This is a genomic window from Pseudomonas sp. GW823-FHT02C05 (genome assembly GCF_058797595.1).
The window spans coordinates 1,049,013-1,074,248 of the sequence record NZ_JBXAJU010000003.1 but is presented as its reverse complement, the minus strand read 5'-3'; the positions used below and the strand labels follow the sequence as shown (position 1 = coordinate 1,074,248).

The following is a 25,236-nucleotide window of genomic DNA, read 5'->3' as shown; positions in this document are numbered from 1 at the left end:
ATGGATGTGTTCTGGTTTCTTCCGACCCACGGCGACGGCCATTTCCTCGGCACTGCCCAGGGCGCGCGCCCGGTCACCCTCAACTACCTCAAGCAAGTGGCGCAGGCCGCGGACAGCCTGGGCTATCACGGTGTGCTGATTCCCACCGGGCGCTCCTGCGAAGACTCCTGGGTGATCGCCTCGGCCCTGGTGCCCCTGACCGAACGCCTGCGCTACCTGGTGGCGATCCGCCCGGGGATCATCTCCCCCACGGTTTCCGCGCGCATGGCCGCGACCCTGGACCGGCTGTCCAACGGCCGCCTGCTGATCAACGTGGTCACCGGCGGCGACCCGGACGAAAACCGCGGCGACGGCAGCTTCCTCAGCCACAGCGAACGCTATGAAGTCACTGACGAATTCCTGCAGATCTGGCGTCGGGTGCTGCAAGGCGAAGCCGTGGACTTCGAAGGCAAGCACCTGCATGTGCAGAACGCCAAGGCGCTCTACCCGCCCGTGCAGAAGCCCTACCCGCCGCTGTACTTCGGCGGTTCCTCCGAGGCCGCTCATGAACTGGCGGCGGACCAGGTGGATGTCTACCTGACCTGGGGCGAGCCACCGGCGGCGGTGGCGCAGAAACTGGCCGACGTACGCGAACGTGCAGCGCGCAAGGGCCGCACGGTGAAGTTCGGCATCCGCCTGCATGTGATCGTGCGTGAGACCGAGGACGAAGCCTGGAAAGCCGCGGACAAGCTGATCGAGCACATCAGCGACGACACCATCGCCGCCGCCCAGCAGTCCTTTTCCCGCTTCGACTCCGAAGGCCAGCGGCGCATGGCAGCGCTGCACGGCGGGCGCCGCGACCAGTTGCAGATCGCCCCCAACCTCTGGGCCGGGGTCGGCCTGGTGCGCGGTGGCGCCGGTACCGCCCTGGTGGGCAACCCGCAGCAAGTGGCCGAGCGCATCAAGGAGTACGCGGACCTGGGAATCGAGAGCTTCATTTTCTCCGGCTACCCGCACCTGGAAGAAGCCTATCGCTTCGCCGAGCTGGTGTTCCCGCTGCTGCCGGAGCCCTATGCCAGCCTGGCCGGCCGCGGTGTCACCAACCTCACCGGGCCGTTCGGCGAAATGATCGCCAACGACGTGTTGCCCAACAGCCGCTGAAATCCCCAATGCTGTTGCAGGAGCCGGCTTGCCGGCGAAGGCGATCTTCCGGCCCGCTTCGCTGGCAAGCCAGTTCCTGCAGCTCGCAGCACCTTTTCCCGGCCGCCACAACGGCCACGAACGAGGAACACCGCGTGACTGCCAAACCGCAAAGCGCCCTGTTGTCCCCCCTGCAGACCGCCCGCCAACTGGCCGCCGAGTTTGCCCTGACCGCCGTCGAACGCGACGAGCGCGGCGGCACCCCCAAGGCCGAGCGTGACGCGCTGCGCCAAAGCGGCCTGCTGGCCCTGAGCATTCCCAGCCAGTTCGGCGGGCTCGGCGCGCCCTGGAGCGAGACGCTGAACATCGTCCGCGAATTCGCCCGGGTCGACAGCTCCATCGCCCATGTCTTCGGCTTCCACCACCTGATGCTGGCCACCGTGCGCCTGTTTGCCAAACCCGAACAGTGGCAACCCTGGTTCGAACAGACCGCACGCAAGAACTGGTTCTGGGGCAACGCCCTGAACCCACTGGACACCCGCACCGTGGTCCGGAACCTGGGGGGCTGGCGCGAGTTTTCCGGCAAGAAGAGCTTCTGCTCCGGTGCCAGCGACTCGGAAATGCTCATTGCCTCGGCAGTGGATGAAAGCAATGGCGGCAAGTTGCTGATCGCCGCGATCCCCAGCGGCCGCAGCGGCATCACCCTGCACCACGACTGGAACAACATCGGCCAGCGCCAGACCGATAGCGGCAGCGCCACCTTCGAACGGGTACGGGTGGAGGAGTCGGAACTGCTGCTGGACCCCGGCCCGCTGAGCACACCATTCGCCTGCCTGCGCCCGCTGATCGCCCAACTGACCTTCACCCACATGTTCCTCGGCATCGCCGAAGGCGCCTTCGAAGAAGCCCGGCAGTACACCCTCGGCGAAACCCGGGTCTGGCATAAGTCCAGCGCCCAGGACGTGCGCCAGGACCCCTACATACTCAGCCACTACGGCGAATTCTGGGTCGCCCTGGAAGGCATCCGCCTGCTGGTGGAGCGGGCCGCCGCGCTGCTGGACCAGGCCTGGGCCAAGGGCCCGGCCCTCAGCGCCGAAGAGCGCGGGCACCTGGCCACGGCCATCGCCACCGCCAAGGTCGCCGCCAGCCGCCAGGGCCTGGAGCTGTGCAGCCGCCTGTTCGAAGTCACCGGCGCGCGCTCGACCCACGCCTCCCTGGGCCTGGACCGGCACTGGCGCAACCTGCGCACCCAGACCCTGCACGACCCGCTGGACTACAAGCTTCATGAGCTGGGCGACTGGGCGCTGAACCAGTCCCTGCCAACCCCGACTTTCTACTCCTAGCCTTCTGTTCGACGGAGAGTGCCGATGCAGCTTCTGACCCTACCCCCTTCGCCCGCCCTGGCGACCTCGATCCGCGCCACCGCCCAGGTGTTCGAGGACCCGAAATCCCAGGCCCTGCTGGCGCACCTGCAACAGGTGGCACCGAGCGAAGCCAGCGTGCTGATCATTGGCGAAACCGGGACCGGCAAGGAGCTGGTGGCGCGCCATATCCACAACCTCAGTGCCCGGCGCAACCGACCGTTCGTGGCGGTGAACTGCGGTGCCTTCTCCGAATCCCTGGTGGAGGCGGAACTGTTCGGCCATGAGAAAGGCGCCTTTACCGGCGCCCTCAGCGCCAAGGCCGGGTGGTTCGAAGAGGCCGACGGCGGCACCCTGTTCCTCGACGAGATCGGCGACCTGCCCATGGCCATCCAGGTCAAGCTGCTGCGGGTGCTGCAGGAGCGCGAAGTGGTGCGCCTGGGTTCGCGCAAGAGCATTCCCATCGATGTGCGCGTACTGGCCGCCACCAACGTGCAACTGGAAAAGGCCATCAACGCCGGGCATTTTCGCGAAGACCTGTATTACCGCCTGGACGTGGTCAGCCTGGAACTGAGCCCGTTGCGCGAGCGCCCCGGCGACATCCTGCCGCTGACCCGGCACTTCATCGAGGCCTACAGCCAGCGCCTGGGCTACGGCAGCATCAGCATCAGCCCCGAGGCCGAGCACAAGCTCAAGAGCTACAGTTGGCCGGGCAACATCCGCGAGTTGGAAAACGTCATCCACCACACCCTGCTGATCTGCCGCAACGGGGTGATCCAGCGCGACGACCTGCGCCTGTCCAACATGCGCATCGAACGCGCCGACGACAGCCACCCGAGCCACGACGACTCCGCCGAGGCCCTGCTGGAACGGGCCTTTGAAAAACTCTTCGCCGAACAGGCCGGGGCCCTGCACGAAAAGGTCGAGGATGCCTTGCTGCGCGCGGCCTACCGCTTCAGCCACTACAACCAGGTGCACACCGCCAACCTGCTGGGCCTGAGCCGCAACGTCACCCGGACCCGGCTGATCAAGATCGGCGAACTGGCGGTGAACAAGCGGCGCCCCATCGATGCGCCCAACGAGCGCACCCTGCAACTGTCGATCTAGCCCGGCAGGTCGCAGTGCAAGGCATTGTCGTGGCTACGGGCGATGCTGCTGCGCACCTGGAATGAACCGAAGGTCACGGTCTTGGCCTGGTGGGCGAGGATCAACTGCCAGAAATCCTGCTCGCCGTTCTCGAAGCGCCGGAACGCCGCTTCGCCGGCTTCCCGGGATTGCCATTGCAGGTAATTGAGCACCCGCCGGCCATCGTCGCTGGCCTGCACGCTGGCACTCAGAAAACCGCCATAGCCCTGGGCCAAGCGCTCGGTCTGCTCGGCCAGGGCCGATACCAGGGCCTGTTGCTGATGGGGCTCGATCTCGAACTCGATCAATTGGGTAAAGCTGCGGGTCTTTTCAAAGGCGCTCATGGATCACTCTCCACTGGGGGCAAACAGAATATTGCTGTTGAATGCGCCGCAGGGTAAAACCTCTAGTTAAGTCAAGGTCAAGCGTATTTTTCCTCCCGAGGTCCACTGATGATCGAACCCGACTCCCGTCATAAAGAGCTGAGCGTCGGCCAACTGTCGGCCCGCAGTGGCGTAGCCGTCACCGCGCTGCATTTCTACGAAACCAAGGGCCTGATCCACAGCCATCGCAACGCGGGCAACCAGCGCCGCTACCCACGTTCGGAGCTGCGCCGGGTGTCGCTGATCAAGGTGGCCCAGCGCCTGGGCATTCCCCTGGCAGAGATCGGCCAGGCCCTGGCGACCCTGCCCGCTGACCGCGCGCCCACTGCCGCGGACTGGCAGCGCCTGTCGGAACAGTGGAGCCGCGAACTGGACGAACGCATCCGCCAACTGAGCCTGCTGCGCGAGCGGCTGAACCAGTGCATTGGCTGTGGCTGCCTGTCCATGGAAGGGTGCCCGCTGCGCAACTATGGAGATGCCCTGGGAGACGCCGGCCCGGGCGCCCGCCTGCTGGAGCCCGACGCCGCCACCGACACCCCGTAGCCGGCTTCCCTCGTAGGGGCCGGCTTGCCGGCGAAGGCTGACTCTCGGGCCTCTTCGCTGGCAAGCCAGCTCCTACAGCCACATCGCCTTCATACCCGTAGGAGCCGGCTTGCCGGCGAAGGCGATCTCACGGGCATCTTCCCTCGCAAGCCAGATTCCCATTCAACGCTGACAGGTAAGAAAACCTGTGCAGCATCGTAAGTAAAAACGTCCCTATGCTAATGTCGCGTCCTGCTTCCTACGACGAGCTCCGCTTCCATGCCAAGGACTGCCTCCTTCGAAAAGCCACGCTGGCTGCGCGATCTGCTGCGCTTTCTACCCCTGAAAAGCCAATTCGTCCTGTCCGGCAACGTCCGCGACCTGCAAGCCAGTGAGGTGGCCCCCGGGGTCATTACCCCCCAGCCTTTCAACCTCAACCTGCGCGATGAACTGCTGGCAGCCGGCTATGCCCAGGTGCTGAGCTGGGATCCCCTTGGCGGCCTCAGGGTTTTGCTGCCCCCCGGCAGCGAGCCGGCCCAGGCCGACAACCTGCTGCGCGAGCTGGGCCTGACGCCGGTGGAAGGAGCGGCGCCGGCAGGCCTCGATCTGCTGGCGGCGACCTTGCCGCGCCTGGTGGAGCGCCAAGGCGCGCCCCTGGCCCTGATTGTCGATTTCGCTTCACGCCTGGTGATCCGCAACGACGCCCTGAGCGCCGCAGAACACCAGCTGTTCACCCAGGCCCTGGTGCTGTCCCACCAGGCCCGCAGCCGCCCGGCTGGGGAGCTGCGCACGCCGTTCTTCAACAGCATTCTCTGGGTGGTGGAAAAGGAAGGCGACCTGCCCGACTGGATGCTGATCGACAACCCACGCCTGCGGCCCATTCCCGTGTCCAAACCCGACCAGCAGGCCCGCCAGGCCCTGGCTCCGGCACTGTTGCGCGGCCTGCCCGGCGCCCAGGAGGCCAGCGAAGAAAGCCGCGACAGCGCGGTGCGGGCCTTCGTCGAAAACACCGAGGGCCTGCTGCTGCTCGACCTCAACGCGATCGTCCAGCTGGCCCGGGTCGAAGGCCTGGCCATGGAACGCATCGGCGATGCCGTACGCCGCTATAAAGTCGGGGTCACCGAAGACCCCTGGCTGAAGATCGACCGCCAGCGCATCCGCCAGGCCGACGGTTTCATCCGCCAGCGGGTCAAGGGCCAGGGCCACGCCGTGACCCACATGCTGGATATCGTCAAGCGCGCCATGACCGGGGTCGGCGCCAGCCGCAAGGGCAACCGGCCCCGGGGCGTGGCCTTTCTTGCCGGGCCCACCGGGGTCGGCAAGACCGAACTGGCCAAGACCATCACCAGCCTGCTGTTTGGCGATGAAAGCGCGTACATCCGCTTCGATATGTCGGAATTCAGCGCCGAACACGCGGACCAGCGCCTGGTAGGCGCGCCACCCGGCTATGTCGGCTACGACGTGGGCGGCGAACTGACCAACGCGATCCGCGAAAAACCCTTCAGCGTGGTGCTGTTCGACGAGATAGAAAAGGCTCACCCGCGGATCCTCGACAAGTTCCTGCAGATCCTTGATGACGGTGTGCTTACCTCAGGCCGGGGCGACCGGGTGTACTTCTCCGAGGCGCTGATCGTCTTCACCTCCAACCTGGGCATCTACCGCCAGGGCGACAACGGCGAGCGAGTCGCCAACGTCCAGCCCGGCGAAGCCTTCGAAGCGGTGCAAGGCAAGGTCCAGGGCGAGATCGAGCGCTATTTCAAACTGGTGCTCAACCGCCCGGAAATCCTCAACCGGATCGGCGAGAACATCATCGTCTTCGACTTCATCCGCCCGGACATCGCCGAGCAGATCTTCCAGCAGATGGTCGGCAATATCCTCGCCGACCTGGCGGCCCAGGCCCTGCATGTGCAGCTCGATGACGACTCGCTGCACAACCTGCGCCAGCTGTGCCTGCAGGACCTGTCCAACGGTGGCCGGGGCATTCGAAACCAGTTGGAGGCGCACCTGCTCAACCCCCTGGCCCGGGCCCTGTTCGACCAGGATGCGCAGCCCGGCCAATCCTTCGAAATCCGCCAACTGCAGGCCGGCGGCCTGCAACTGCTTGCCCGCGCCTCGTGAACATCAGCCTGTCGCGGGTGCACTTCCCGGTCACCACCCTGGGGCCGGGGCAGCGCCTGGGCCTGTGGTTCCAGGGGTGCAGCATCCGCTGTGCAGGCTGCATTTCCGCGGACACCTGGGGGCCGGGCAAGCACCCCTTGCCGTTGGCCCAGGTGCTGGACGACCTGCAACCCTGGCTGGCCCGGGCCGAAGGCATCACCCTGTCCGGCGGCGAGCCCTTCGACCAGCCCGAGGCGCTGCTGGCCCTGCTTCGAGGCCTGCGCGAGCGCACCGGGGTCGACATCCTGGTCTACAGCGGCCACTCCCTGGAAACCCTGCAACCGCTATTGCAACAAGCCGAAGGCCTGCTGGATGCATTGATCTGCGACCCCTTCGAGCAACAACAGGCGCAAACGCTGGTCCTACGGGGCAGCGACAACCAGCGCCTGATCTTCTTGACCGAGCTGGGCCGCCGGCGTCTGTCCACCTACCAGCGCCCGCTGCACCACGAAGACCGCGCGCTGGATGTGATGTTCGACGACGACGGCAGTGTCTGGATGGCTGGAATTCCCCGGCGTGACGACGTGCTGCGTCTGCGCGACCTGCTGCACGACCAGGGCCACCAACTCCAGATCAGCGCCCACACCTCACGCCGCCGTTAACCGGAACCGCTATCGATGATACGTTTTTGCCCCAATTGCCAGACTGAACGCCCACTGGCCGAAATTTTCTGTGAAGGCCAGGTAGACAACCGGGCCTGCGGCTGGGAACTTTCCGCCGAAGCGATTCATCCCGAAGGCTGGCGCCCACAACCGGTAGTCACCCTCGAAGCGCTTGAGCCGCAGCCCCCGGTCGCGGCGGACAGCGGCTCCCCCCTGCTCTGCGGCAACGGTCATGCCATGGCGGACGGCGATTTGATGTGCCTGGTCTGCGGCGCCGACCCGCTCGCCCCGGAGCAACAGCCACCCGCAGCGCCCCCAGCCGCCGACAGTGAAACCGTGATCGAAGGCTGGCGCCTCCTGCGCCAGATCAGCAGCGGCGGCGTGCGCGAGCGCTTTATCGCCGAGCACCGGGAAACCGCGCACCAGGCGGTGCTGACCCTGTACCAGGCCGGCGCCGAACCCGACCCGTCGGTGTACGAAGCCCTCAAGCGCCTGCCCCGGGAACACGTGCCGGAAATCATCCTCACCGGCCGCTGGGACGAGCGCGCCTTCGAAGTGGCTGAAGAACTCACCGGCGGCACCCTGGCCGACCTGGGGATCGTGGTCAGCGACAGGGCCGCGGTGCAGCACATCGTCCGTGAACTGGGCCAGGCCCTGCATGCCTTCAGCGAAGCCGGCCTGCGCCACCGCGACCTGCGTCCCGCGACCTTGCTGGTGCGCAGCCGCGAGCCCCTGGACCTGGTGATCAGCGGCTTCGGTTCGGCGCGGCTGTCGGAGTTCGACCTGGACATCGTCTCGCCCCTGGAAACCAGCCGCTACATGGCCCCCGAAGCCATTGCCGGGGGCGTGGCCGCAGCCTCCGACTGGTGGAGCCTGGGGATGATCCTGCTGGAACAGCTGACCCAGGGAGAATGCTTCGCCGGCATCAATGCCAACGCCTACCTGATCCACATTCTGGCCAATGGCGTACTGCTGCCGGACGACCTCGACCCGCGCCTGGAGCTGTTGCTGCGCGGCCTGCTGGCCCGGGACCGCCACCAGCGCTGGCAATGGCCCCAGGTGCAGGCCTGGCTCCAGGGCGAAAGCCCCAGCGTCCCGGCCTCGGTCGCCAGTGAAGAGGACGCCGAGGAAGGCGCCAGCATCGCCCTGGGCAGCCGGCGCTTTCGCCGGCCAGGGCCGTTCGCCCTGGCTGCCGCCGAAGTCGAACACTGGCCCCAGGCCCTGGATCATCTGCTGCGCGGGGTGATCGTCACCTGGGCCGAACAGGCCGGTTTGCCCGCACGGCAGCTGGCGGGCCTGCGCCAGGTGGCCCAGCACGAAGGGCTGGACGATGACACCCGGCTGATGCTCGCCTTGAAACTGCTGAACCCGGAAATGCCCCTGATCCAGCGCGGCGAGATCGTCACCCCCGGCTGGTTGCTGGAGCATCCCCTGGACGGTTACCGCTTGATCAGCGGCCCGGCCCCGGACCTGCTGGAACGCCTGGAGACCGAGCACTGGCTGTCGCGGCTCAAGCTGCGGGCCGAACAGGTACGCCAGCGCGCCCAGCACCAGGCCATCGAACTGGACGAGGAGCAACTGCGCATCTACCTGCTCTCCAGCTCCCGCGCCCGTCTGGCCGCACAGTGGGAAGAACGCCAGCGCCTGCTGCCGGACAGCGAGCACAACGGCATCCTGTCCCTGGCGGACCGCCGCTCCATCAGCGAAGAAGACCTGATCGTGCTGCTCAGCGCCGCCATCGGGCAGTTCCGCTCGGTGGACGCGATCCTCGAAGAAGCCGCCACCCTGGCCCGCGAGGCCGTGGTCCTGAGCTTCGATGCGGCCAGTGCGCGTGCCCTGCTGGGGCTGCCGCGCCCGGCCTTGTACCGTGAAGTCGATGAGCGCATCAGCGGCTTCGCCCGTTGTGGCGTGCCGAGCGTCGATGAATGGGCCGAGCAGTTCCGCCTGGAACGGCGCATGCCCCTGGCCAGGGCCCTGGTGCTGCTGGCCATCGGCGCCGAGCAGTGGCTGGAGCCGCAAAAGCAGCACTACGTGTCGCAGATCCTCGACTTCTTCGAGAAGAAGGTCGCCAGCGTGGTGCTGCGCGGCCCGCTGGTGCGCATGAGCATCGGCAAGACCACCGCCCGGGTCGACCTCAACGAATTGCACAGTGAGCGCAGCCCGGCCCCGGCGCTGCTGGATCACCTGGTGGCGCGCAACGCCCAGCCCATCAGCCTCGACCCGGCGTGCTTCGCCGAAAACCCGCAGCTGGATGCACGGCTCAACAGCCTGTACCGCCAGAGTTCGCTGTACAAGCGCGACACCGGGATCGATGGCCTGTACCTGGGCTTCCCCTTCCTCCTGACCCGGGACGCGCGTGGCACCACTCGCACCCGCATCGCGCCGTTGCTGCTGTGGCCGGTCAAGCTGCTGCTGGAAGTCGGCAGCCGCGGCAAGGTGGCCCTGGTCTTCGACAGCGAGCGTGAAGAGGTGCGCCTCAATCCGGGGCTCGACACCTTGCTGGGCATCGATGCCGCCAAGCTCTGGCGCAAGGCCGCCGATGAACTGCTGGGGCGTTCGGCGCTCAAGGCCGCCGACGTGATGGACGCCTTCGGCATGCTGGCCACGGCCAGCTCCCGGGTGCTCGGCAGCCTGCCACCGCCGAGCACCGAAGTGCAGCCCTACCAGGATCAACTGGCCTGTGCCGCCGTGCTGTTCCATGTGGCCTTCATGGGCCAGGCCATCGGCGAGGACCTGCGCCAGCTCAAGGCCCTGCCCCCCGGCGGCACCGGCCTGGAAACCGCCCTGCGCCTGAACCCCGTGGAGCCCGACAGCGGCGACAGCGCTGCCACCGCGCTCGCGCCTGAACTGCAGCGCTTCTTTACCGTGGCCAGCGACCCCTCCCAGGAAGCCGCGGTGCTCCAGGCCCGACAGGCCCCCGGGCTGCTGGTGGAAGGCCCGCCCGGCACCGGCAAGAGCCAGACCATCGTCAACATGGTGGCCGACGCCATCGGCCGCCAGCGCAGCCTGCTGATCGTCTGCCAGAAGCACGCCGCCCTGGAAGTGGTGCACAAGCGCCTGGTGGCCGAAGGCCTGGGCAACCGGGTGGTGATGCTCAACGACATCAACCGTGACCGCGAACCGGTGATCCGCAGTGTCCGCGAACAGCTTGAGGCCCTGTTCAAGGACGATGCCGTCCAGCAACCCTGGCTGCACCAGCGTGAACGCCTGGCGGCACGCATCGAAGCCCTGGAGGGCGAACTGGATCGCTTCCACCAGAGCCTGCACCGCATCGATGAACACTGTGGCTTGAGCTACCGCCAGTTGATCGGCGAGCTGATCGGCCTGGAACAGGGGCCAGCGGCCCTGGATGTCCCGGTATTGCGCCAGCACCTGGCGGCCCTGGACATCGCCAGCCTGACCCGCCTGGAAGAGGCCTGCGCGCCGCTGATCCGCCTGTGGCTGCCGGCCCGCTATGAACACAGCGCCCTGGCCCAGCTCCAGCCCTTCCCCACCGACGCCGCCACGGTGCAAGCGTTCAACCAGGGCTTCGAGCGCCTGCTGAGCTGCGAGGAACAGCGCCTGGAAACCCTGCAGGCGCACCCGGCCGACTTCGAAGTCGACGACCCGGCGCCCTACCGCGCCTGGCTCGACCAGCACCTGCACAGCCTGCTGGGCCTGGACGATGAGCGTCGCCAACGGCTGGCACGCTGGCTCCCGCTGTTTCGTGGCAGCAACGGCCAGGCCGCAGAAGGCGACGGGCTGATCCAGGCCCTGCAGGCACTGGCTCAACAACTGGAACAGTGCGACGCCGCCGCTTACCAGGCCGACCTGGCGCCGGGCCTCAGCGCCCTGCCCGCGGCCCAACTGCGCACCCTGCAGCAACGCGCCCGCGCCGTTATCCAGGGTCGCTCCTGGCTGGCGCGGCTCAATCCGCTGCGCCTGATCCGCCAGCGCCAGTTGCTGGCCTTCCTCGCCGAACAGGGCGCCGCGGCCCAGCCGCAGCGCCTGCCGGAACTGCTGGCGGCGGCCCTGCTGGAAAGCCAGTGGCGGCCCTTGCGCGCGCAGTTGCAACACCTGCATCAGCAACTGAGCCTTGCACAAATCGCCAGCGATTGCGGCCCGGGCCTGCTGCCGCAGGTACGCCAGGACCTCGGGCAACTGCAAGAAATGCGCGCCCTGGCCATGACCCTGGCGCAAGCCCCCCGGGTGGAGCAGTTGGATGCGGTGGTACTGACCGGCGAGCGGCGCTCTCTGGACAGCCTGCTGGCCGGCTACGACGCCGCGTTTATCCGCCACAGCGTGCGCCAGGACAGCCTGAATGCCCTGCAGCGCCTGGATCAGTGGCTGCAACCCGAGCTGCTGGGCCAACTGCGCCAGCGCGTGGAGCACAACCAGGGCAATCAGTCGGCCCTCAACCGCCTGCGCGACGCCTTGCCGACCCTGAGCGCCTACCAGGCTTTCCGGGCCCGGGCCGGCCAGCTGTCGCCGGCGGACCTGGAGTTGCTGGTAGTCCTGCGCGATTACCAGGACGCGCTCGACGCCATTCCCGCCGAGCAACTGGAAGCCGTGGTGCGGCGCATGCTCAACCGCGAAGCACGGCTGGGCTGGAAGCGCCAGATCGAACAACGCCAACCCGAGCTGATGCTGGAGCACAGCGAAACCGCGGCGAAGATCGCCAGCCTGGGCGAAGCCGACACCCAGATGCGCAACCTCAACCGTCAGTTGCTCAGTGAAGGCATCGAGCTGTCGCGCCTGGGCACCCGCAAACAGTGGGAGGACGTCACCCGCCTCACCGGACGGCGTTCGCGACGCTTGCGCGAGTTCATGGAAATGGGCGCCGGCCTGGGGCTGATGAGCCTGCGACCGGTGTGGCTGATGAACCCGGACGTAGCCAGCCGGGTGCTGCCGCTCAAGCCCGGGCTGTTCGATACGGTGATCTACGACGAAGCCTCGCAGATGCCGGTGGAGTTCGCCCTGCCGACCCTGTACCGGGGCCGGGTCACGGTGGTCAGCGGCGACGAGAAGCAGATGCCGCCCACCGCCTTCTTCTCCAGCCGGGTGGAAAGCGACGAAGCCGAACTGTTCGATGGCGACCAGCCGGACGCCGATGCCGACGAGGAACAACGGGAGGCCTTCGAAGACACCTGGAACCGCCGCGAAATCAAGGACTGCCCGGACCTGCTGCAACTGGCTCGCAGCTCGCTACCCGCCACCACCCTGCAGATCCACTACCGCTCGGCCTACCGCGAGCTGATCGGTTTCTCCAACGCCTCGTTCTACGGCAACCGCCTGAGCATCCCGGTACGCCATCCCCAGGCCAATATCCTCGCCATCAAGCCGCTGGAGCTGATCCGCGTGGACGGCGTCTATCAGCAGCAGGTCAACCCCGACGAGGCCGAACGGGTGGTGGACTATCTGGCCGAGCTCTGGCAGGCGCCCTACGCCGAACGCCCCTCGGTGGGCGTGGTGACCTTCAACCGCAAGCAGGCCGACCTGATCGAAGAGCGCCTGGAGCTGCGCGCCGAGCAGGACCCGGCGTTTCGTGCGGCCTACAGCCAGGAGCGCGAACGCAGCGAGGACGGCGAGGACATGTCGGTGTTCGTCAAGAACGTCGAGAACGTCCAGGGCGATGAGCGCGACATCATCGTGTTCTCCTCGACCTTCGGGCGTAACAGCCAGGGCAGCTTCCGCCGCAACTTCGGGGTCCTGGGGCAGACCGGCGGCGAGCGCCGGCTCAATGTGGCGGTGACCCGGGCCCGGCGCAAAGTGGTGATGATCACCTCGATGCCGATTGCCGATATCTCCGACATGCTCACCACCCAGCGCCCGCCCGCCAGCCCGCGGGACTACCTGCAAGGCTACCTGGAGTACGCCCGCGCCCTGTCGGCCGGGGAGTTTGCCAGCGGCCACAGCCTGCTGGGGCGCCTGGTCACCGAGCGCCAGGATGCAAAGGTCCAGCACAACGCCCACAGCGACGGTTTCACCCAGGCGGTGGCGGCGTTCATCCGCACCCTGGGCTGGAGCCCGGTCAGCGCCAACGAAGGGGATGCCTTCGGCCTGGACTTTGCCATCGAGCACCCCGATACCGGGCTCTACGCTCTGGGCATCGAATGCGATACCCCGCGCCACGGCCTCCTGGCCCGCGCTCGCTCCCGGGAAATCTGGCGCCCTTCGGTGCTGCGCCGGGCCATTCCCCACCTGCACCGGGTCTCGTCGCAGGCCTGGTACCACGACCCGCAAAGCGAGCGCGCTCGCCTGCAGGCCGCCATCGAGCAGGCCCTGCAGCCGCTGGCCGGCGCCGATTCGGTCACGCAGCCCCAAGCCCTGGCAGATACGGAGCAAACCCCATGAGCGGCCCGAAAGTGGTGCGTATCGTCACCCGTGAAGAAATCCTGGAGATCTGCGCCGGCCACCTGCGGCGCCTGGAACAGGCGATTGCCCGCTGGGAAACACAAGCCCAGCGCCTGGGGCAACTGACCGAACAGGAACGGGCCGCCACCCACGAGCGGTTCAAACAGTTGCGCCAGTTGATCGAGGCCGATCGCCTGCAGGACCTGCAAAAGCAGGTACCGATCGAGATCGAGTTCCTCAAGGACGATCTGCAACAACGGGAAAACCGCGCGGTGCAGCAAGCCACGCAACAGCGCCAACTGGCCCGCCGCCAGCGGGAAAACGCCGCCACCCTGCTGGGCGCCCTGCAAGGCAAGCCGCTCGCAGCCCAATTGCTGGAGCCGTTGCGGGCGATTGCCGATGGGCAGCCGGTGCCGGCTGTGGAGTCGATCCTGGCCCAGGGTTTCGCCAGCCTGGGGGCGGCAGTCGAAGAACAGGGCCTGAGCGAGGCCCAGCAGCAACTGGCCCGGCGCCTGCAAGGCGAAACCCCAACCCAGACCCTGGCGCAGTGGCGCGCCGCCCATGAGCAAGCGGAACCCAGACTGGAACGCATCGAGCAGCACATTGCCCAGTTACTGACCCTTGATGATCAGGCCAGCGCCGAACCCTACCTGGCCAAGTTGCGCCAGATAGATGCAGAAACCCGCGTGCAGCAGCGCAACCTGCTGCTGGACAGCCTGGTGCTGGAGCTGGCCCAGGCCACCCGCGACAGCCAGGAGCGCCGCGCGCGCCTGGCGCGCCTTGAGGAACTGGCCAGCGAAGTGGCGACCTTGTGCCCCGCAACCGCCGAGAACGAGCTGGCCCAGGCCGGCCAATGCAGCCTGGCCCATATGGCGCCAGTGGACGGGCTGATTGCCCGTTTCAGTGCGCTGATCGAAGCCGAGCTGCAACAACGCGCCGCCCTGGCCCGCCGCCAGGCGGTACTCGAAGGGCTGGCCAGCCTGGGCTACGAAGTTCGCGAGGGCATGGCCACCGCTTGGGCCCAGGACGGCAGGGTGGTGCTGCGCAAGGGCGCCACTCCGGGGTATGGCGTGGAGGTGGGCGGCAATGCCGACAACGGCCGGTTGCAGGTACGCGCGGTAGCCCTCAGCGCCCAGCGCGATACCCAGCGCGACAAAGACATCGAGACCATCTGGTGCGGCGAGTTCCAGCGGCTGCAAGCCCTGCTGGCGGCCCGTGGCGACGACCTGAGCATCGAGAAAGCCCTGGCCGTAGGGGCGGTGCCGCTCAGGGAGGTGCTGCTGGACGACACCCAGCAGCAATACCGGGAGCAGGCGCAACAGCGCACCTGACCCGCCTCGCCCAGTGGGAGCCTGCTTGCCGGCGAAGGCGATCTCGCGGGCCCGCCTTCGCTGGCAAGCCAGCTCCTACCTATCCGTATCCCCCGTAGGAGCCGGCTTGCCGGCGAAGGCGATCTCGCGGGCCTCTTCGCTGGCAAGCCAGCTCCTACAAGGGGGCAGATGCTCAGAAGCCGGGGGCGATCTGGCCTTTGTAGCGGGTCAGGATGAACTGGCGCACGGCGTCGGAGTTCAGCGCCTTGGCCAGTTTCTGGATCCGCGGGTCGTTGATGTTGTCCGGGCGCGCCACCAGAAATTCGATGTACAGGTCCTTGCCCTTCTCCACGATCAAGGCGCTGTTGGTATCGATCCCGGCTTCCAGGGCGTAGTTGGCGAAGACAAACGCCAGGTCCACCTGGCTTACCGAGCGGGCCAGCAAGGCGCCTTCCAGTTCACGGATCTTCAGGTGCTTGGGGTTCTCGACAATATCGCGCTGGGTGGCCAGGGTGTTGCTCGGGTCCTTGAGCTTGATCAGCCCCGCTTCATCCAACAGCACCAGGGCCCGGCCGGTGTTCACCGGGTCGTTGGGAATCGAAACGCTGGCCCCGTCCTTGAGCTCGGCGATGCTCTTGATCCTGGTGGAATAGGCGCCGAACGGTTCGATGTGCACCCCCACCACGGGCACCAGGTCGGTGTGCCGGGTCTTGTTGAAGTCATCGAGGAACGGCCGGTACTGGTAGTAGTTGGCGTCGAGGTTCTTCAGCGCCAGCTGCTGGTTGGGCTGGATGAAGTCGGTGAACACCTTGATCTGCAGGTCCACGCCTTCCTTGGCCAGTTGCGGTTTGACGAATTCGAGGATCTCGGCGTGGGGCACCGGGGTCGCGCCCACCAGCAGCTTTTCGTTGGCGTTGACGCTCAGGGACAGTACGGCGGCCAATACGGCCAGGGTCTTCTTCATGGGTTGCTCCTAAGGCAGAGGCAGGCAGCCGTCGTGGGGCGCACGTGGGGCCGTGTTTCGGGTTGGGTTCGAAGAAATTGCTTCAACGGCGGCTGTAGTGCGCCACCAGGCGGTCACCGGTCATCTGCAGGGCCTGCACCAGCACCAGCAGCAAGACCACGGTGACCACCATCACATCGGTCTGGAAACGCTGGTAGCCGTAGCGGATGGCCAGGTCGCCCAGGCCGCCGCCACCGATCACCCCGGCCATGGCGGTGTAGTCCACCAGCACGATGGCGGTCACCGTGACCGCCGCCAGCAGACCGCCCCGGGCTTCGGGCAGCAAGGTGTGGCGAATGATCTGCCAGGTGCTGCCGCCCATGGCCTGGGTCGCTTCCACCACCCCGCGGTCCACTTCCCGCAGGGCGGTTTCCACCAGCCGGGCAAAGAACGGCGTGCAGCCCACCACCAGCGGCGGGATAGTGCCCGGCACGCCAAGCGAGGTGCCCACCAGCAAGGTGGTCAGGGGAATCAGCACGATCAGCAAGATGATGAAGGGCAAGGAGCGCAGCATGTTGACCAGCACCGACAGCACCCGATACAGGCCCACCGCTTCATGCAACTGGCGCTTGCCGGTGAGAAACAGCAGCACGCCCAGGGGCAGCCCCAGCAGCACGGTAAAACCCAGGGCCGCGCCGAGCATGCTCAGGGTATCGACGCAGGCCTGGGCGATATCGGCCCAGTAAATGTTCTTGAACAGTTCGGCCATGGTTCAGGACCAGTCATGGCGCGGTGGCTTGATGTCGTTGAGCAGCCAGTTGCCCACCACGTGGTATTTCCAGCGCACCGGGTCGTGCAGGGTATGCACCCGGGCGTTACGCCAGTGGCGGTCGAAGTTGTGGCGCTTGAGGGTGGAACGGGTGCCCCCCAGTTCGAACAGTTTATTGCTGGCCTCGATGGCGATTTCGGTGGTCAGCACCTTGGCCTTGGCCACCGCCAGGGAGGCCCGGGCCACATTGTCTTCATCGGGTGCCGGGCGGGCCGCGTCCAGGGCCAGGCCGGCCCGTTCCAGCAGGGCCTCGGCGGCTTCCAGGCGAATGTCCAGGGCCCCCACCTGGATGATGGTCAGCGGGTCTTCACTGGCCTTCTCCACCCCGGCATCGATCCACGGCCGGGCATGCTCACGCACGAAGGCGATGGTGTCGCGCAGCGCCGCCCGGGCAATCCCGGCGTCGATGGCGGCCGTGGTCAGCTGGGCGAAGGGCCCGGCCAGGGTCGGGCTTTCGTAGGAACGGTAGGTGGGAAACAGGTTGAAGGCCGGCACCTTGAGGTCCTGGGCCAGTACGGTGCCACTGGAGGTGGTGCGCTGGCCGATGCTGTCCCAGTCGTCGATCACCGCCAGCCCCTCGCTGCCCCGGGGCACGAAGGCCAGCTGGCCCCTGCCCTGCTCGTCCAGGGCCAGCACTGCCAGCCAATGGGCATACAGCGAACCGGTGCAGTAGCCCTTGCGGCCATTGATCACATAACCGTCACCCGAGCGGCGGACAGTGGCCTGGATGTCCTGGACGTTCTTGCCGCCGGTTTCCGACAACGCATTGGCAAAGCGATGGCCTTGCAGGGCCAGGGCGAAAAAGTGCGCCTGTTGCTCCGGCGTGCCCTGCAGGCGGATGTCTTCCAGCAGGCAGTAGTGGTTCTGCGGGATCTGCCCCAGGGACGGGTCGGCAGCGGAAATGATCGCGATGACCTCGGCCAGCACCGCATAGGACACCTGGGCGCCGCCGAATTCGCGAGGCACGCTGATGCCCCACAAGCCACTGTTGGAGTACAGGTCGACCACCTGCGCCGGTACTTCCCGGGTACGGTCGCGCTCGGCGTCCTGCTCCAGCAGGATCGCGGCCACTTGCCGGGCCACGGCCAGGGCTTCGGCGCCATCGCGGATCACATGGGCAGCGGGAGTGTGCAGGGGATAAACGGCAGATTCAGGCAATGCAGGCATACGGCGCTCTCGGGCGAATGAAGGTGACTGCCGCTCATTGCAGCTTCTGTGCCTAAAGCCTGCCCCCATGAATTCAAGGACTTGGGTGGGTATTTCGCCCCGGCATCAGGCCCTCTGCCGGGCAGATTGCTGGAACGCTGTTGATGGGCCAACAGTAGGCCAGTGTTGCCTGGACGACACCTCGTCGGCCCGTGCCAGGCAGGCAAGGGCCCGGGTATAGAGTGAAGCCTGCTCCACGCGGCGTCAGCGTCGCCCCCAACAACAAGATCAAGGAGAAACCCTGATGAGCGTCAATCCCATTCCCGAAGGTTTCAGCGGCGTCACCCCCTACCTGGGCATCCAGCGCGCCGCCGAGGCCATCGAGTTCTACAAGAAGGCCTTCGACGCGGTGCAGATCATGCGCCTGGACATGCCCGACGGCAGGGTCGGCCATGCCGAACTGCGCATCGGCGGTTCGGCCATCATGCTCGGCAGCCCTTGCGAACAAACCCCGATGGGCAGCCCGGAAGCCCACAAGACGTCGGTCGGGCTGCACCTGTATGTGGAAGATGTCGACAGCCGCTTTGCCCAGGCGATCGCCGCGGGCGGCACCGAAGTGTCGGCGGTCAAGGACCAGTTCTACGGCGATCGCAGCGGCAGCCTGCGCGACCCTTTCGGGCATGTGTGGTTCCTCGCCAGCCGCAAGGAGGAATTGAGCGCCGAGGAAATCGGCCGAAGGGCCCGGGAAATGTTCCAGCAACAGGCCGGCTGAGCCTGCCCCTGTAGGAGCCGGCTTGCCGGCGAAGGCGTCTCGCGGACCCGTTCGCGGGCAAGCCCGCTCCTACGGGGCCATGGGCATTGACCAAACCAGTCAAGCAGCGGCTTTCACGAGGGTTTCGCAGCTTCGTAACATTTACTTTCATATCGCCTTTCGGGATTTACGATTCTCATTCGTCTTAATTAGATGCAGCAGGCCGCGTTGGCCCAGGCTATGCCCGGCGCTTTTTGTCCCGGGCCCGGTCCCGGGTTCCAGTGCCGCTCCATTCCTCGAATCAAGACGCCCATTCAATGTCGAAGAAGTCCCGTTCAAAAATCTGGTTTCTGGTGCACAGCTGGCTGGCCCTGCCCATCTGGTTCTTTGTGCTGATTGTCTGCGTCACCGGCACCCTGGCGGTGGTCAGCCAGGAGATCGTGTGGCTGGCCAACCCCGACGTGCGCGCCAGCAAGCCCAGCGATGATGCACAACCGCTGAATTACGACCAGATCGTCCAGGCCATCAAGCGTGCCGAACCCCAGACCCGGGTGGACACCATCGTCACCCCGGATGAAAGCCACTTCGCCCTGAGTGTCAGTGTCAGCTACCCGGACGGCCGCTCGCCGACGCTCTATGTCAACCCCTACACCGGGGTGATCCAGGGCACCAGCCCGCAGTTCGATTTCCAGGGCTTCACCCGCGCCCTGCACGGCTGGTGGCTGGTGCCCTTCACCAACGGCTACAGCTGGGGCTGGTACCTGGTGTCCTTGCTGGGCCTGCCCATGCTGGTGTCGCTGATCACCGGGCTGGTGGTCTACAAGAAGTTCTGGAAAGGCTTTCTCAAGCCGACCCTGCGCCTGCGCCACGGTGCACGGATCTTCTGGGGTGATTTCCATCGCCTGAGCGGCATCTGGTCGATCTGGTTCATCGCGGTGATCTCCATCACCGGCACCTGGTTCATGATCGAAGCGATTCTTTCGGACAACCACATCAGTATCTCCAGCGAACCCGTGGTCCCGGTGATCGCCCGCGAGCAAGTGCCGACCACGGGCGATGGCAGCCCGGCGCCGATGATCGGCCTGGACCAGGCCATCGGCATTGCCACACAGAAAATCCCCGGCTTCGACATCAGCTTCGTCAGCCTGCCGAGCAACGCCTACAGCCACCTGTATGTCGGCGGCCGCGGCTGGTATCCGCTGATGTACCAGACTGCCAACATCAACCCCTATACCGGCTCCCTGGACACCTCGCACCTGCTGGCGGACCGCAACACCCTGGAGTTCGTCACCGAATCCATGCGCCCGTTGCACACCGGTGATTTCGGCGGCCTCTGGATCAAGCTGATCTGGTTCTTCTTCGGCCTGGTGCTGAGCATGATGGTCCTCAGCGGCCTGCTGATCTGGACCAAGCGCACCGCCCTGGCCACCGCCAACGCCCTCAAGCGCGAAGAAAAGGCCGCCCGTGCGCGCCCCGCCAGCAAACCCGCCCAGGCACCCGCCCCGGCCATGAGCGCCGAAACCTCGGAGAGCACCCTGTGAGCCAGACCAGCACCGCCGCCGCGCCTTCGAACCTGAGCCGGCTCTGGCACAAGTGGCGCTTTCACCTGAACATCCTGCTGTTGCTGATTCCCCTGGGCTTCATGCCCAAATACTTCGCCGACGTTGCCCTGTTTCGCGGCGAAAGCGGCCTGGGTGAACGGGAGATCGGCGAAATCCAGGTCGGCCCCTGGAGCCTGCGCCTGGCGGAAATGCGCAACGAAGCGCCACGCAGCGATGGCCCCGCCGGTTACCTGAAAAGCTTCAACGCCGCCCTGTGCCAGGCCTGCATCGAGCCGGTCAAAGCCACCTACCTGCGCATCGGCAAGCCCCGCAGCCTGCGGGCCGCCGGGGTGATTTTCTTCGGCAGCCCGTACCGCATGGGCGCCAGCCTGCCCATCCCGGAAAAGACCAAGGCCGATTCCGAGCTGTGGATCACCATGGAAGGCTGGGACGGCAGCATGCACCAGGCATCCATTCCCCTGAGCCAGGCGTCACCCGCCACCGTGGCCTGGCTCGAAAAACAAGGAGGCAAACGATGAGTTGCGCAGTATCCCCACGGCGCCTTGGCGCCCTGGCCCTGTTGTTGCTGGGCGGCGCCTTCAGCCAAAGCGCCCTGGCCCACAACCCGATGTGCGAGTGCAAGGCCATAGACGCCGAGCAGATCCGCTGCACCGGTGGTTTTTCCGATGGCAGCGGCGCCCCGGGGGTGACCCTGGACGTGATCGGCTACGACGAAACCATCCTGGTGCCGGGCAAGCTGGGGGCCGACTCGACCCTGACCTTCAAGAAACCTTCCAGCGAGTTCTACGTACTCTTCGATGCGGGCCCCGGCCACGTGGTCGAGATCGACCAAGCGGATATCGAGGCCCCATGACTCCTGCCACCACCCAGGTCGTGCGCCCCGCCGGCGCCGGCCATGAAACCCTCTATGTGCTGTTGCTGTGTGCACTGATTCTGAGTGTGGCTGCCACCGTGGTGCTGTGGCGCGGCGAAGAAACCGCGACCGGCAGTGTCGCCAGCCACCAGCTGGACGCGCGCCGCGACCTCAGCGCCGGCGAGCAGGGCATCTATGCCGACCTGCGGGTGACCCTCGACGAAATCCACCTGCTGCGCGCCGAAAGTCAGGACCTGCCGACCCCCGAGGAACTGGCCGGCGAAGGCTTCGCACCCTTCGCCCAGGACGCCAGCTCGGTGAGCCGCGGTGGCCATATCTGGACAGTGCAGAACCAGGCCTACCTGGGTCTGAGCCAGAACCCGCAAGTGGCCGGCTCCTTTCTGATGCGCATCGACGCCGAAGATGACACCCAGGTGGATATCTGGCTCAACCGCGCCCCTTCCGCCGCCCTGCCCGCTGACCTGGGCGACGAACCACTGGCCGCCGCCGGCTGGCAACAGGTGGTGGCTCAATTCGATGCCGGAGTGACCCGCCAGCATCGCCACTGATCATTCGCATTCACCCGAGAGAAGACCGCTTGCCCATGCCTATTTCATCTCAACGCCGCCCCTTTCTGCAGGTGCTGCTGGTCAGTCTGCTGGCCCTGATGCTCAGCCCCCTGGCTAGCGCCGACCCGGCCAAGCGCCTGCGCATCGGCATCACCCTGCACCCCTACTACAGCTACGTGGCCAATATCGTCGGTGACAAGGCCGAGGTGGTGCCGCTGATTCCCGCCGGCTTCAACCCCCACGCCTACGAACCCCGGGCCGAGGACATCAAGCGCATCGGCACCCTGGACGTGATAGTGCTCAACGGCGTGGGCCACGATGACTTCGCCGACCGCATGATCGCCGCCAGCGAGCGCCCGGACATCCCGGTGATCGAAGCCAACGAAAACGTGCCGCTGCTGGCCGCCACCGGGGTGGCCGCGCGAGGCGCCGGCAAAGTGGTCAACCCGCACACCTTCCTCTCCATCAGCGCCTCCATCGCCCAGGTCAACAACATCGCCCGGGAGCTGGGCAAGATGGACCCGGCCAACGCCAAGACCTACACCCAGAACGCCCGCGCCTACGGCAAGCGCCTGCGGCAGATGCGCGCCGACGCCCTGGCCAAGCTGACCCAGGCGCCCAATGCCGACCTGCGGGTGGCCACGGTGCATGCAGCCTACGACTACCTGTTGCGCGAGTTCGGCCTGCAAGTCACCGCGGTGGTGGAGCCGGCCCACGGCATCGAACCCAGCCCCAGCCAGTTGAAGAAGACCATCGACCAACTGCGCGAGCTGGACGTCAAGGTGATCTTCTCGGAGATGGACTTCCCCTCCACCTACGTCGACACCATCCAGCGTGAATCCGGGGTCAAGCTCTACCCGCTGTCACACATTTCCTACGGCGACTACAGCGCCGACAAGTACGAGAAGGAAATGAAGGGCAACCTCGACACCGTGGTCCGGGCCATCCAGGAGGCCGGGGCATGACCGCCATCGAGACCCTGCTGCGGGGCCCGGCCATCGAGTTCGACCAGGTCAGCCTGACCCTGGGCCGCACCACCATCCTCGATCGCGTCGCCTTCCAGGTGCAGCCCGGCAGCGTGCACGCCCTGGTGGGCCCCAACGGCGGCGGCAAGAGTTCGCTGATCAAGACCCTGCTGGGGCAGATGCCGCACCAGGGCCAGTTGCGCCTGCAGTGGCCGGATGCCCCCGGCACCATCGGCTATGTGCCCCAGGCCCTGGAGTTCGACCGCGGCCTGCCCATGACCGTGGACGATTTCATGGCTGCCATGTGCCAGCGCCGCCCGGCCTTCCTCGGCCTCAGCCGACATTACGCCCAGGCCATAGGCGAGGCCCTGGAACGAGTCGGCATGCAGGACAAGCGCAAGCGGCGCATGGGCGCCCTGTCCGGCGGTGAACGCCAGCGGGTACTGCTGGCCCAGGGCCTGATCCCGGCACCGCAACTGCTGGTACTGGATGAGCCGATGTCGGCCCTGGACGAGGCCGGCATCCAGGTCTTCGAACGACTGCTCCACGACTGGCGCCAGAGCGGCATCACCCTGTTGTGGATCGAGCACGACCTGGAGGCCGTGGGCCGCCTGGCGGACCGGGTCACCGGCCTCAACCGTCGGGTGCTGTTCGACGGCCCGGCGCAGCAGACCCTGACCCCGGAGCGCCTGCTCAGCCTGTTCTCCACCCATCCACGAGCCGCCGGGAGCGCCGCCTGATGACCTATGAAGCTTTTCGCCTGATGGTCCAGGGCTGGGCTTCGGCCGGCTACCTGCCCGAAGCCCTGGCCTACGGGTTCGTGGTCAACGCCCTGCTGGCCGGGCTGCTGATCGGCCCGGTGCTGGGCGGCCTGGGTACCCTGGTGGTGGTCAAGCGCTTCGCCTTCTTCTCCGAAGCCGTGGGCCACGCGGCGCTGACCGGGGTGGCCATCGGCATTCTCCTGGGCGAACCCTATACCGGCCCCTATGGCAGCCTGTTCGGCTACTGCCTGCTGTTCGGCATCCTGCTCAACTACCTGCGCAACCGCACCGGCCTGGCGCCGGACACCCTGATCGGCGTGTTCCTTTCGGTGTCCCTGGCCCTGGGCGCCAGCCTGCTGCTGATCCTCGCCGGCAAGATCAACGTGCACATCCTGGAAAACGTGCTGTTCGGCTCGGTGCTCACGGTCAACGGCAGCGACCTCTTGGTGCTGCTGATCGTCGGCGCCCTGGTGCTGGGCCTGAGCCTGCCGTTGTACAACCGCATCATGCTGGCCAGCTTCAACCCGCAGCTGGCGGCGGTACGCGGCGTAGCGGTGAAGGCCCTGGACTACCTGTTCGTGATCCTGGTGACCCTGATCACCGTGGCCGCGGTCAAAGTCATCGGCGCCATCCTGGTAGGCGCCCTGCTGGTGATTCCGGCCGCCGCGGCACGCCTGCTGAGCCAGTCGCTCAAGGGCTTCTTCTGGATCTCGGTGAGCATCGCCACCGTCAGCACCCTGTGCGGCGTCCTGCTACCCATCGTCTTCGACCTGCCGGTGCCCTCCGGCGCCGCGATCATCCTGGTGGCCGGTGTCGCCTTCGCCCTGGCCGCCATCGCTCGCGGCACTGTCCCCAGCCTGAAAGGGAATATCGGATAAATGCACAGTTCATTGCCTCACCTGTCACTGCGTCGCCTGACCCTGGCCCTGGCCCTCGGCGGCCTGATCAGTACTCCGGCCCTGGCCGAGCGCGACCACTTCGAACCGATGCGCGTGGTCGCCAACCACGGCATGGGCAACACCGCGCTGCACAGCGCCACCTCAAGCAAATCACCGACGGTGCTGGCTTCCCTGCCGGTGACTTTCGGCCTGGGGCAGATCCTGCTGCAGGGTACCGACATCAAGCTGGAACGGGCGGCCCCGGCCAACCTGCCGGGCTCGCGGCAGACTGCCTATTTCACCGGGCGTGGCGCTCCGGCCCTGGCCAAGCTGGCACTCAATGCCGACGCAGTGATCGGCCTGCGCTCGATCTGGCCGGACGACCCGCTGTACCCCAACGCCCGACGCAGCAACATCCGCATCGTCGAGATCGACGCTGCACGCCCGGTGGACGGCGCCCTGCCCGGGGTGGCCCTGCAACCGGGCAAGAGCGACGGGCTCAACGCCCAGCCCTGGCTGTCCAGCAACAACCTGGGGCGCATGGCCGACGTGCTGGCGGCGGACCTCGCGCGGCTGGCGCCCGAAGCCAAACCGCAGATCGAAAGCAACCTGGCAGGCCTCAAACAGCGCCTGCTGAAACTCAGCGCCGACAGCGAAGCGCGCCTGGCCGAGGCCGACAACCTCAGCGTGCTGAGCCTCTCCGAGCACTTCGGGTACCTGGTCAGTGGCCTGAACCTGGAACTGCTGGAAGTGGACGCCCGGGCCGACAACGAATGGACCCCCGAGGCCCTGAAAAAGCTGCAAGCCCGGCTCAAGGACAACGATGTGGCCCTGGTCCTGCACCACCGCCAGCCGTCCGAGGCACTGAAAGCCGCCATCAGCGCCGGCGGCAGCCAGCTACTGGTGCTGGAAACCGACAGCGCCGACCCGCTCGCCGAACTGGAAGGCAACCTGCAGAAAGTCACCCAGGCCCTGAGCCTGTAGCCGCTGCCGCAGGCTGCGAACGGCTGTGCAGGAGACGCTGCTCTTGAGATCGCTGAAGGTCCTGCGGACCTTCGCAGCTTCGC

The 25,236-nt window shown here is 66.6% G+C and carries 21 protein-coding genes; 17 read left to right on the top strand and 4 right to left on the bottom strand.

Annotated elements, in window-relative coordinates; genetic code table 11:
* The 3 genes from ssuD to AC1RGE_RS21315 all read left to right on the top strand — a co-directional run bounded on the left by ssuD (position 1) and on the right by AC1RGE_RS21315 (position 3,587).
* Complete coding sequence (ssuD, locus tag AC1RGE_RS21325) at positions 1 to 1,140, top strand: FMNH2-dependent alkanesulfonate monooxygenase (RefSeq protein ID WP_011062432.1); 1,140 nt, start codon at positions 1 to 3, stop codon at positions 1,138 to 1,140.
* 134 nt (positions 1,141 to 1,274) lie between these two features.
* Positions 1,275 to 2,462: an acyl-CoA dehydrogenase family protein gene (locus tag AC1RGE_RS21320; RefSeq protein ID WP_011062433.1), complete on the top strand. Its 1,188-nt coding sequence runs from the start codon at positions 1,275 to 1,277 to the stop codon at positions 2,460 to 2,462.
* Positions 2,463 to 2,486: 24 nt separating this feature from the next.
* Positions 2,487 to 3,587, top strand: a complete 1,101-nt coding sequence (locus tag AC1RGE_RS21315) for a sigma-54 interaction domain-containing protein (RefSeq protein ID WP_011062434.1) — start codon at positions 2,487 to 2,489, stop codon at positions 3,585 to 3,587.
* Here AC1RGE_RS21315 and AC1RGE_RS21310 read toward each other — a convergent pair.
* Positions 3,584 to 3,949 (bottom strand): antibiotic biosynthesis monooxygenase, encoded by a 366-nt coding sequence (locus tag AC1RGE_RS21310; protein ID WP_011062435.1) that lies wholly within the window; start codon positions 3,947 to 3,949, stop codon positions 3,584 to 3,586. The two genes, AC1RGE_RS21315 and AC1RGE_RS21310, sit on opposite strands and share 4 nt — an antisense overlap.
* A gap of 108 nt (positions 3,950 to 4,057) precedes the next feature.
* Between AC1RGE_RS21310 and soxR the strand changes: the two genes are divergently transcribed.
* The 5 genes from soxR (at position 4,058) to AC1RGE_RS21285 (ending at position 14,933) form a co-directional block, all read left to right on the top strand.
* Positions 4,058 to 4,531, top strand: a complete 474-nt coding sequence (soxR, locus tag AC1RGE_RS21305; RefSeq protein WP_065365507.1) for a redox-sensitive transcriptional activator SoxR — start codon at positions 4,058 to 4,060, stop codon at positions 4,529 to 4,531.
* A gap of 258 nt (positions 4,532 to 4,789) precedes the next feature.
* Positions 4,790 to 6,628: an AAA family ATPase gene (locus AC1RGE_RS21300; RefSeq protein ID WP_194237998.1), complete on the top strand. Its 1,839-nt coding sequence runs from the start codon at positions 4,790 to 4,792 to the stop codon at positions 6,626 to 6,628.
* A complete protein-coding gene (locus AC1RGE_RS21295; RefSeq protein WP_019092947.1) occupies positions 6,625 to 7,269 on the top strand; it encodes a 4Fe-4S cluster-binding domain-containing protein in 645 nt (214 codons plus the stop codon). The genes AC1RGE_RS21300 and AC1RGE_RS21295 overlap by 4 nt, the downstream gene beginning before the upstream one ends.
* 15 nt (positions 7,270 to 7,284) lie before the next feature.
* Positions 7,285 to 13,602, top strand: a complete 6,318-nt coding sequence (locus AC1RGE_RS21290; protein ID WP_492584969.1) for an AAA domain-containing protein — start codon at positions 7,285 to 7,287, stop codon at positions 13,600 to 13,602.
* Entirely contained in the window at positions 13,599 to 14,933 is a 1,335-nt protein-coding gene (locus tag AC1RGE_RS21285; RefSeq protein WP_265577346.1) for a coiled-coil domain-containing protein, read from the top strand. The genes AC1RGE_RS21290 and AC1RGE_RS21285 overlap by 4 nt, the downstream gene beginning before the upstream one ends.
* A gap of 172 nt (positions 14,934 to 15,105) precedes the next feature.
* On the opposite strand, the gene AC1RGE_RS21280 is transcribed toward AC1RGE_RS21285, so the two are convergent.
* From AC1RGE_RS21280 to AC1RGE_RS21270, 3 genes are all read right to left on the bottom strand, one after another.
* Positions 15,106 to 15,876 (bottom strand): MetQ/NlpA family ABC transporter substrate-binding protein, encoded by a 771-nt coding sequence (locus AC1RGE_RS21280; protein WP_011062440.1) that lies wholly within the window; start codon positions 15,874 to 15,876, stop codon positions 15,106 to 15,108.
* Between the two features lie 82 nt (positions 15,877 to 15,958).
* Positions 15,959 to 16,624: a methionine ABC transporter permease gene (locus tag AC1RGE_RS21275; RefSeq protein WP_011062441.1), complete on the bottom strand. Its 666-nt coding sequence runs from the start codon at positions 16,622 to 16,624 to the stop codon at positions 15,959 to 15,961.
* Positions 16,625 to 16,627: 3 nt separating this feature from the next.
* On the bottom strand, positions 16,628 to 17,851 hold the full coding sequence (locus tag AC1RGE_RS21270) for an SfnB family sulfur acquisition oxidoreductase (protein WP_047337435.1): 1,224 nt from the start codon (positions 17,849 to 17,851) through the stop codon (positions 16,628 to 16,630).
* Positions 17,852 to 18,134: 283 nt separating this feature from the next.
* Between AC1RGE_RS21270 and AC1RGE_RS21265 the strand changes: the two genes are divergently transcribed.
* The 9 genes from AC1RGE_RS21265 to AC1RGE_RS21225 all read left to right on the top strand — a co-directional run bounded on the left by AC1RGE_RS21265 (position 18,135) and on the right by AC1RGE_RS21225 (position 25,153).
* Positions 18,135 to 18,602: a VOC family protein gene (locus AC1RGE_RS21265; protein ID WP_011062443.1), complete on the top strand. Its 468-nt coding sequence runs from the start codon at positions 18,135 to 18,137 to the stop codon at positions 18,600 to 18,602.
* A 296-nt stretch (positions 18,603 to 18,898) separates the two neighbouring features.
* Complete coding sequence (locus AC1RGE_RS21260) at positions 18,899 to 20,122, top strand: PepSY-associated TM helix domain-containing protein (protein WP_053159635.1); 1,224 nt, start codon at positions 18,899 to 18,901, stop codon at positions 20,120 to 20,122.
* Positions 20,119 to 20,661 (top strand): PA2404 family protein, encoded by a 543-nt coding sequence (locus AC1RGE_RS21255; protein ID WP_011062445.1) that lies wholly within the window; start codon positions 20,119 to 20,121, stop codon positions 20,659 to 20,661. Before AC1RGE_RS21260 ends, AC1RGE_RS21255 begins: the two co-directional genes overlap by 4 nt.
* The gene (locus tag AC1RGE_RS21250) at positions 20,658 to 20,996 is read left to right on the top strand and encodes a hypothetical protein (RefSeq protein WP_053152993.1); all 339 of its coding nucleotides are present in this window, start codon (positions 20,658 to 20,660) and stop codon (positions 20,994 to 20,996) included. The genes AC1RGE_RS21255 and AC1RGE_RS21250 overlap by 4 nt, the downstream gene beginning before the upstream one ends.
* A complete protein-coding gene (locus tag AC1RGE_RS21245; RefSeq protein ID WP_015636479.1) occupies positions 20,993 to 21,565 on the top strand; it encodes a DUF6162 family protein in 573 nt (190 codons plus the stop codon). Before AC1RGE_RS21250 ends, AC1RGE_RS21245 begins: the two co-directional genes overlap by 4 nt.
* A 35-nt stretch (positions 21,566 to 21,600) precedes the next feature.
* Entirely contained in the window at positions 21,601 to 22,530 is a 930-nt protein-coding gene (locus AC1RGE_RS21240) for a metal ABC transporter substrate-binding protein (RefSeq protein WP_011062448.1), read from the top strand.
* Positions 22,527 to 23,270 (top strand): metal ABC transporter ATP-binding protein, encoded by a 744-nt coding sequence (locus AC1RGE_RS21235; RefSeq protein ID WP_015636481.1) that lies wholly within the window; start codon positions 22,527 to 22,529, stop codon positions 23,268 to 23,270. The genes AC1RGE_RS21240 and AC1RGE_RS21235 overlap by 4 nt, the downstream gene beginning before the upstream one ends.
* Positions 23,270 to 24,169 carry a metal ABC transporter permease gene (locus AC1RGE_RS21230; RefSeq protein ID WP_103291541.1) on the top strand — a complete coding sequence of 300 codons (900 nt, stop codon included), beginning with the start codon at positions 23,270 to 23,272 and terminating at the stop codon, positions 24,167 to 24,169. The genes AC1RGE_RS21235 and AC1RGE_RS21230 overlap by 1 nt, the downstream gene beginning before the upstream one ends.
* Complete coding sequence (locus AC1RGE_RS21225; protein WP_492584968.1) at positions 24,170 to 25,153, top strand: metal ABC transporter solute-binding protein, Zn/Mn family; 984 nt, start codon at positions 24,170 to 24,172, stop codon at positions 25,151 to 25,153.
* The last annotated feature ends 83 nt before the right edge of the window (positions 25,154 to 25,236 follow it).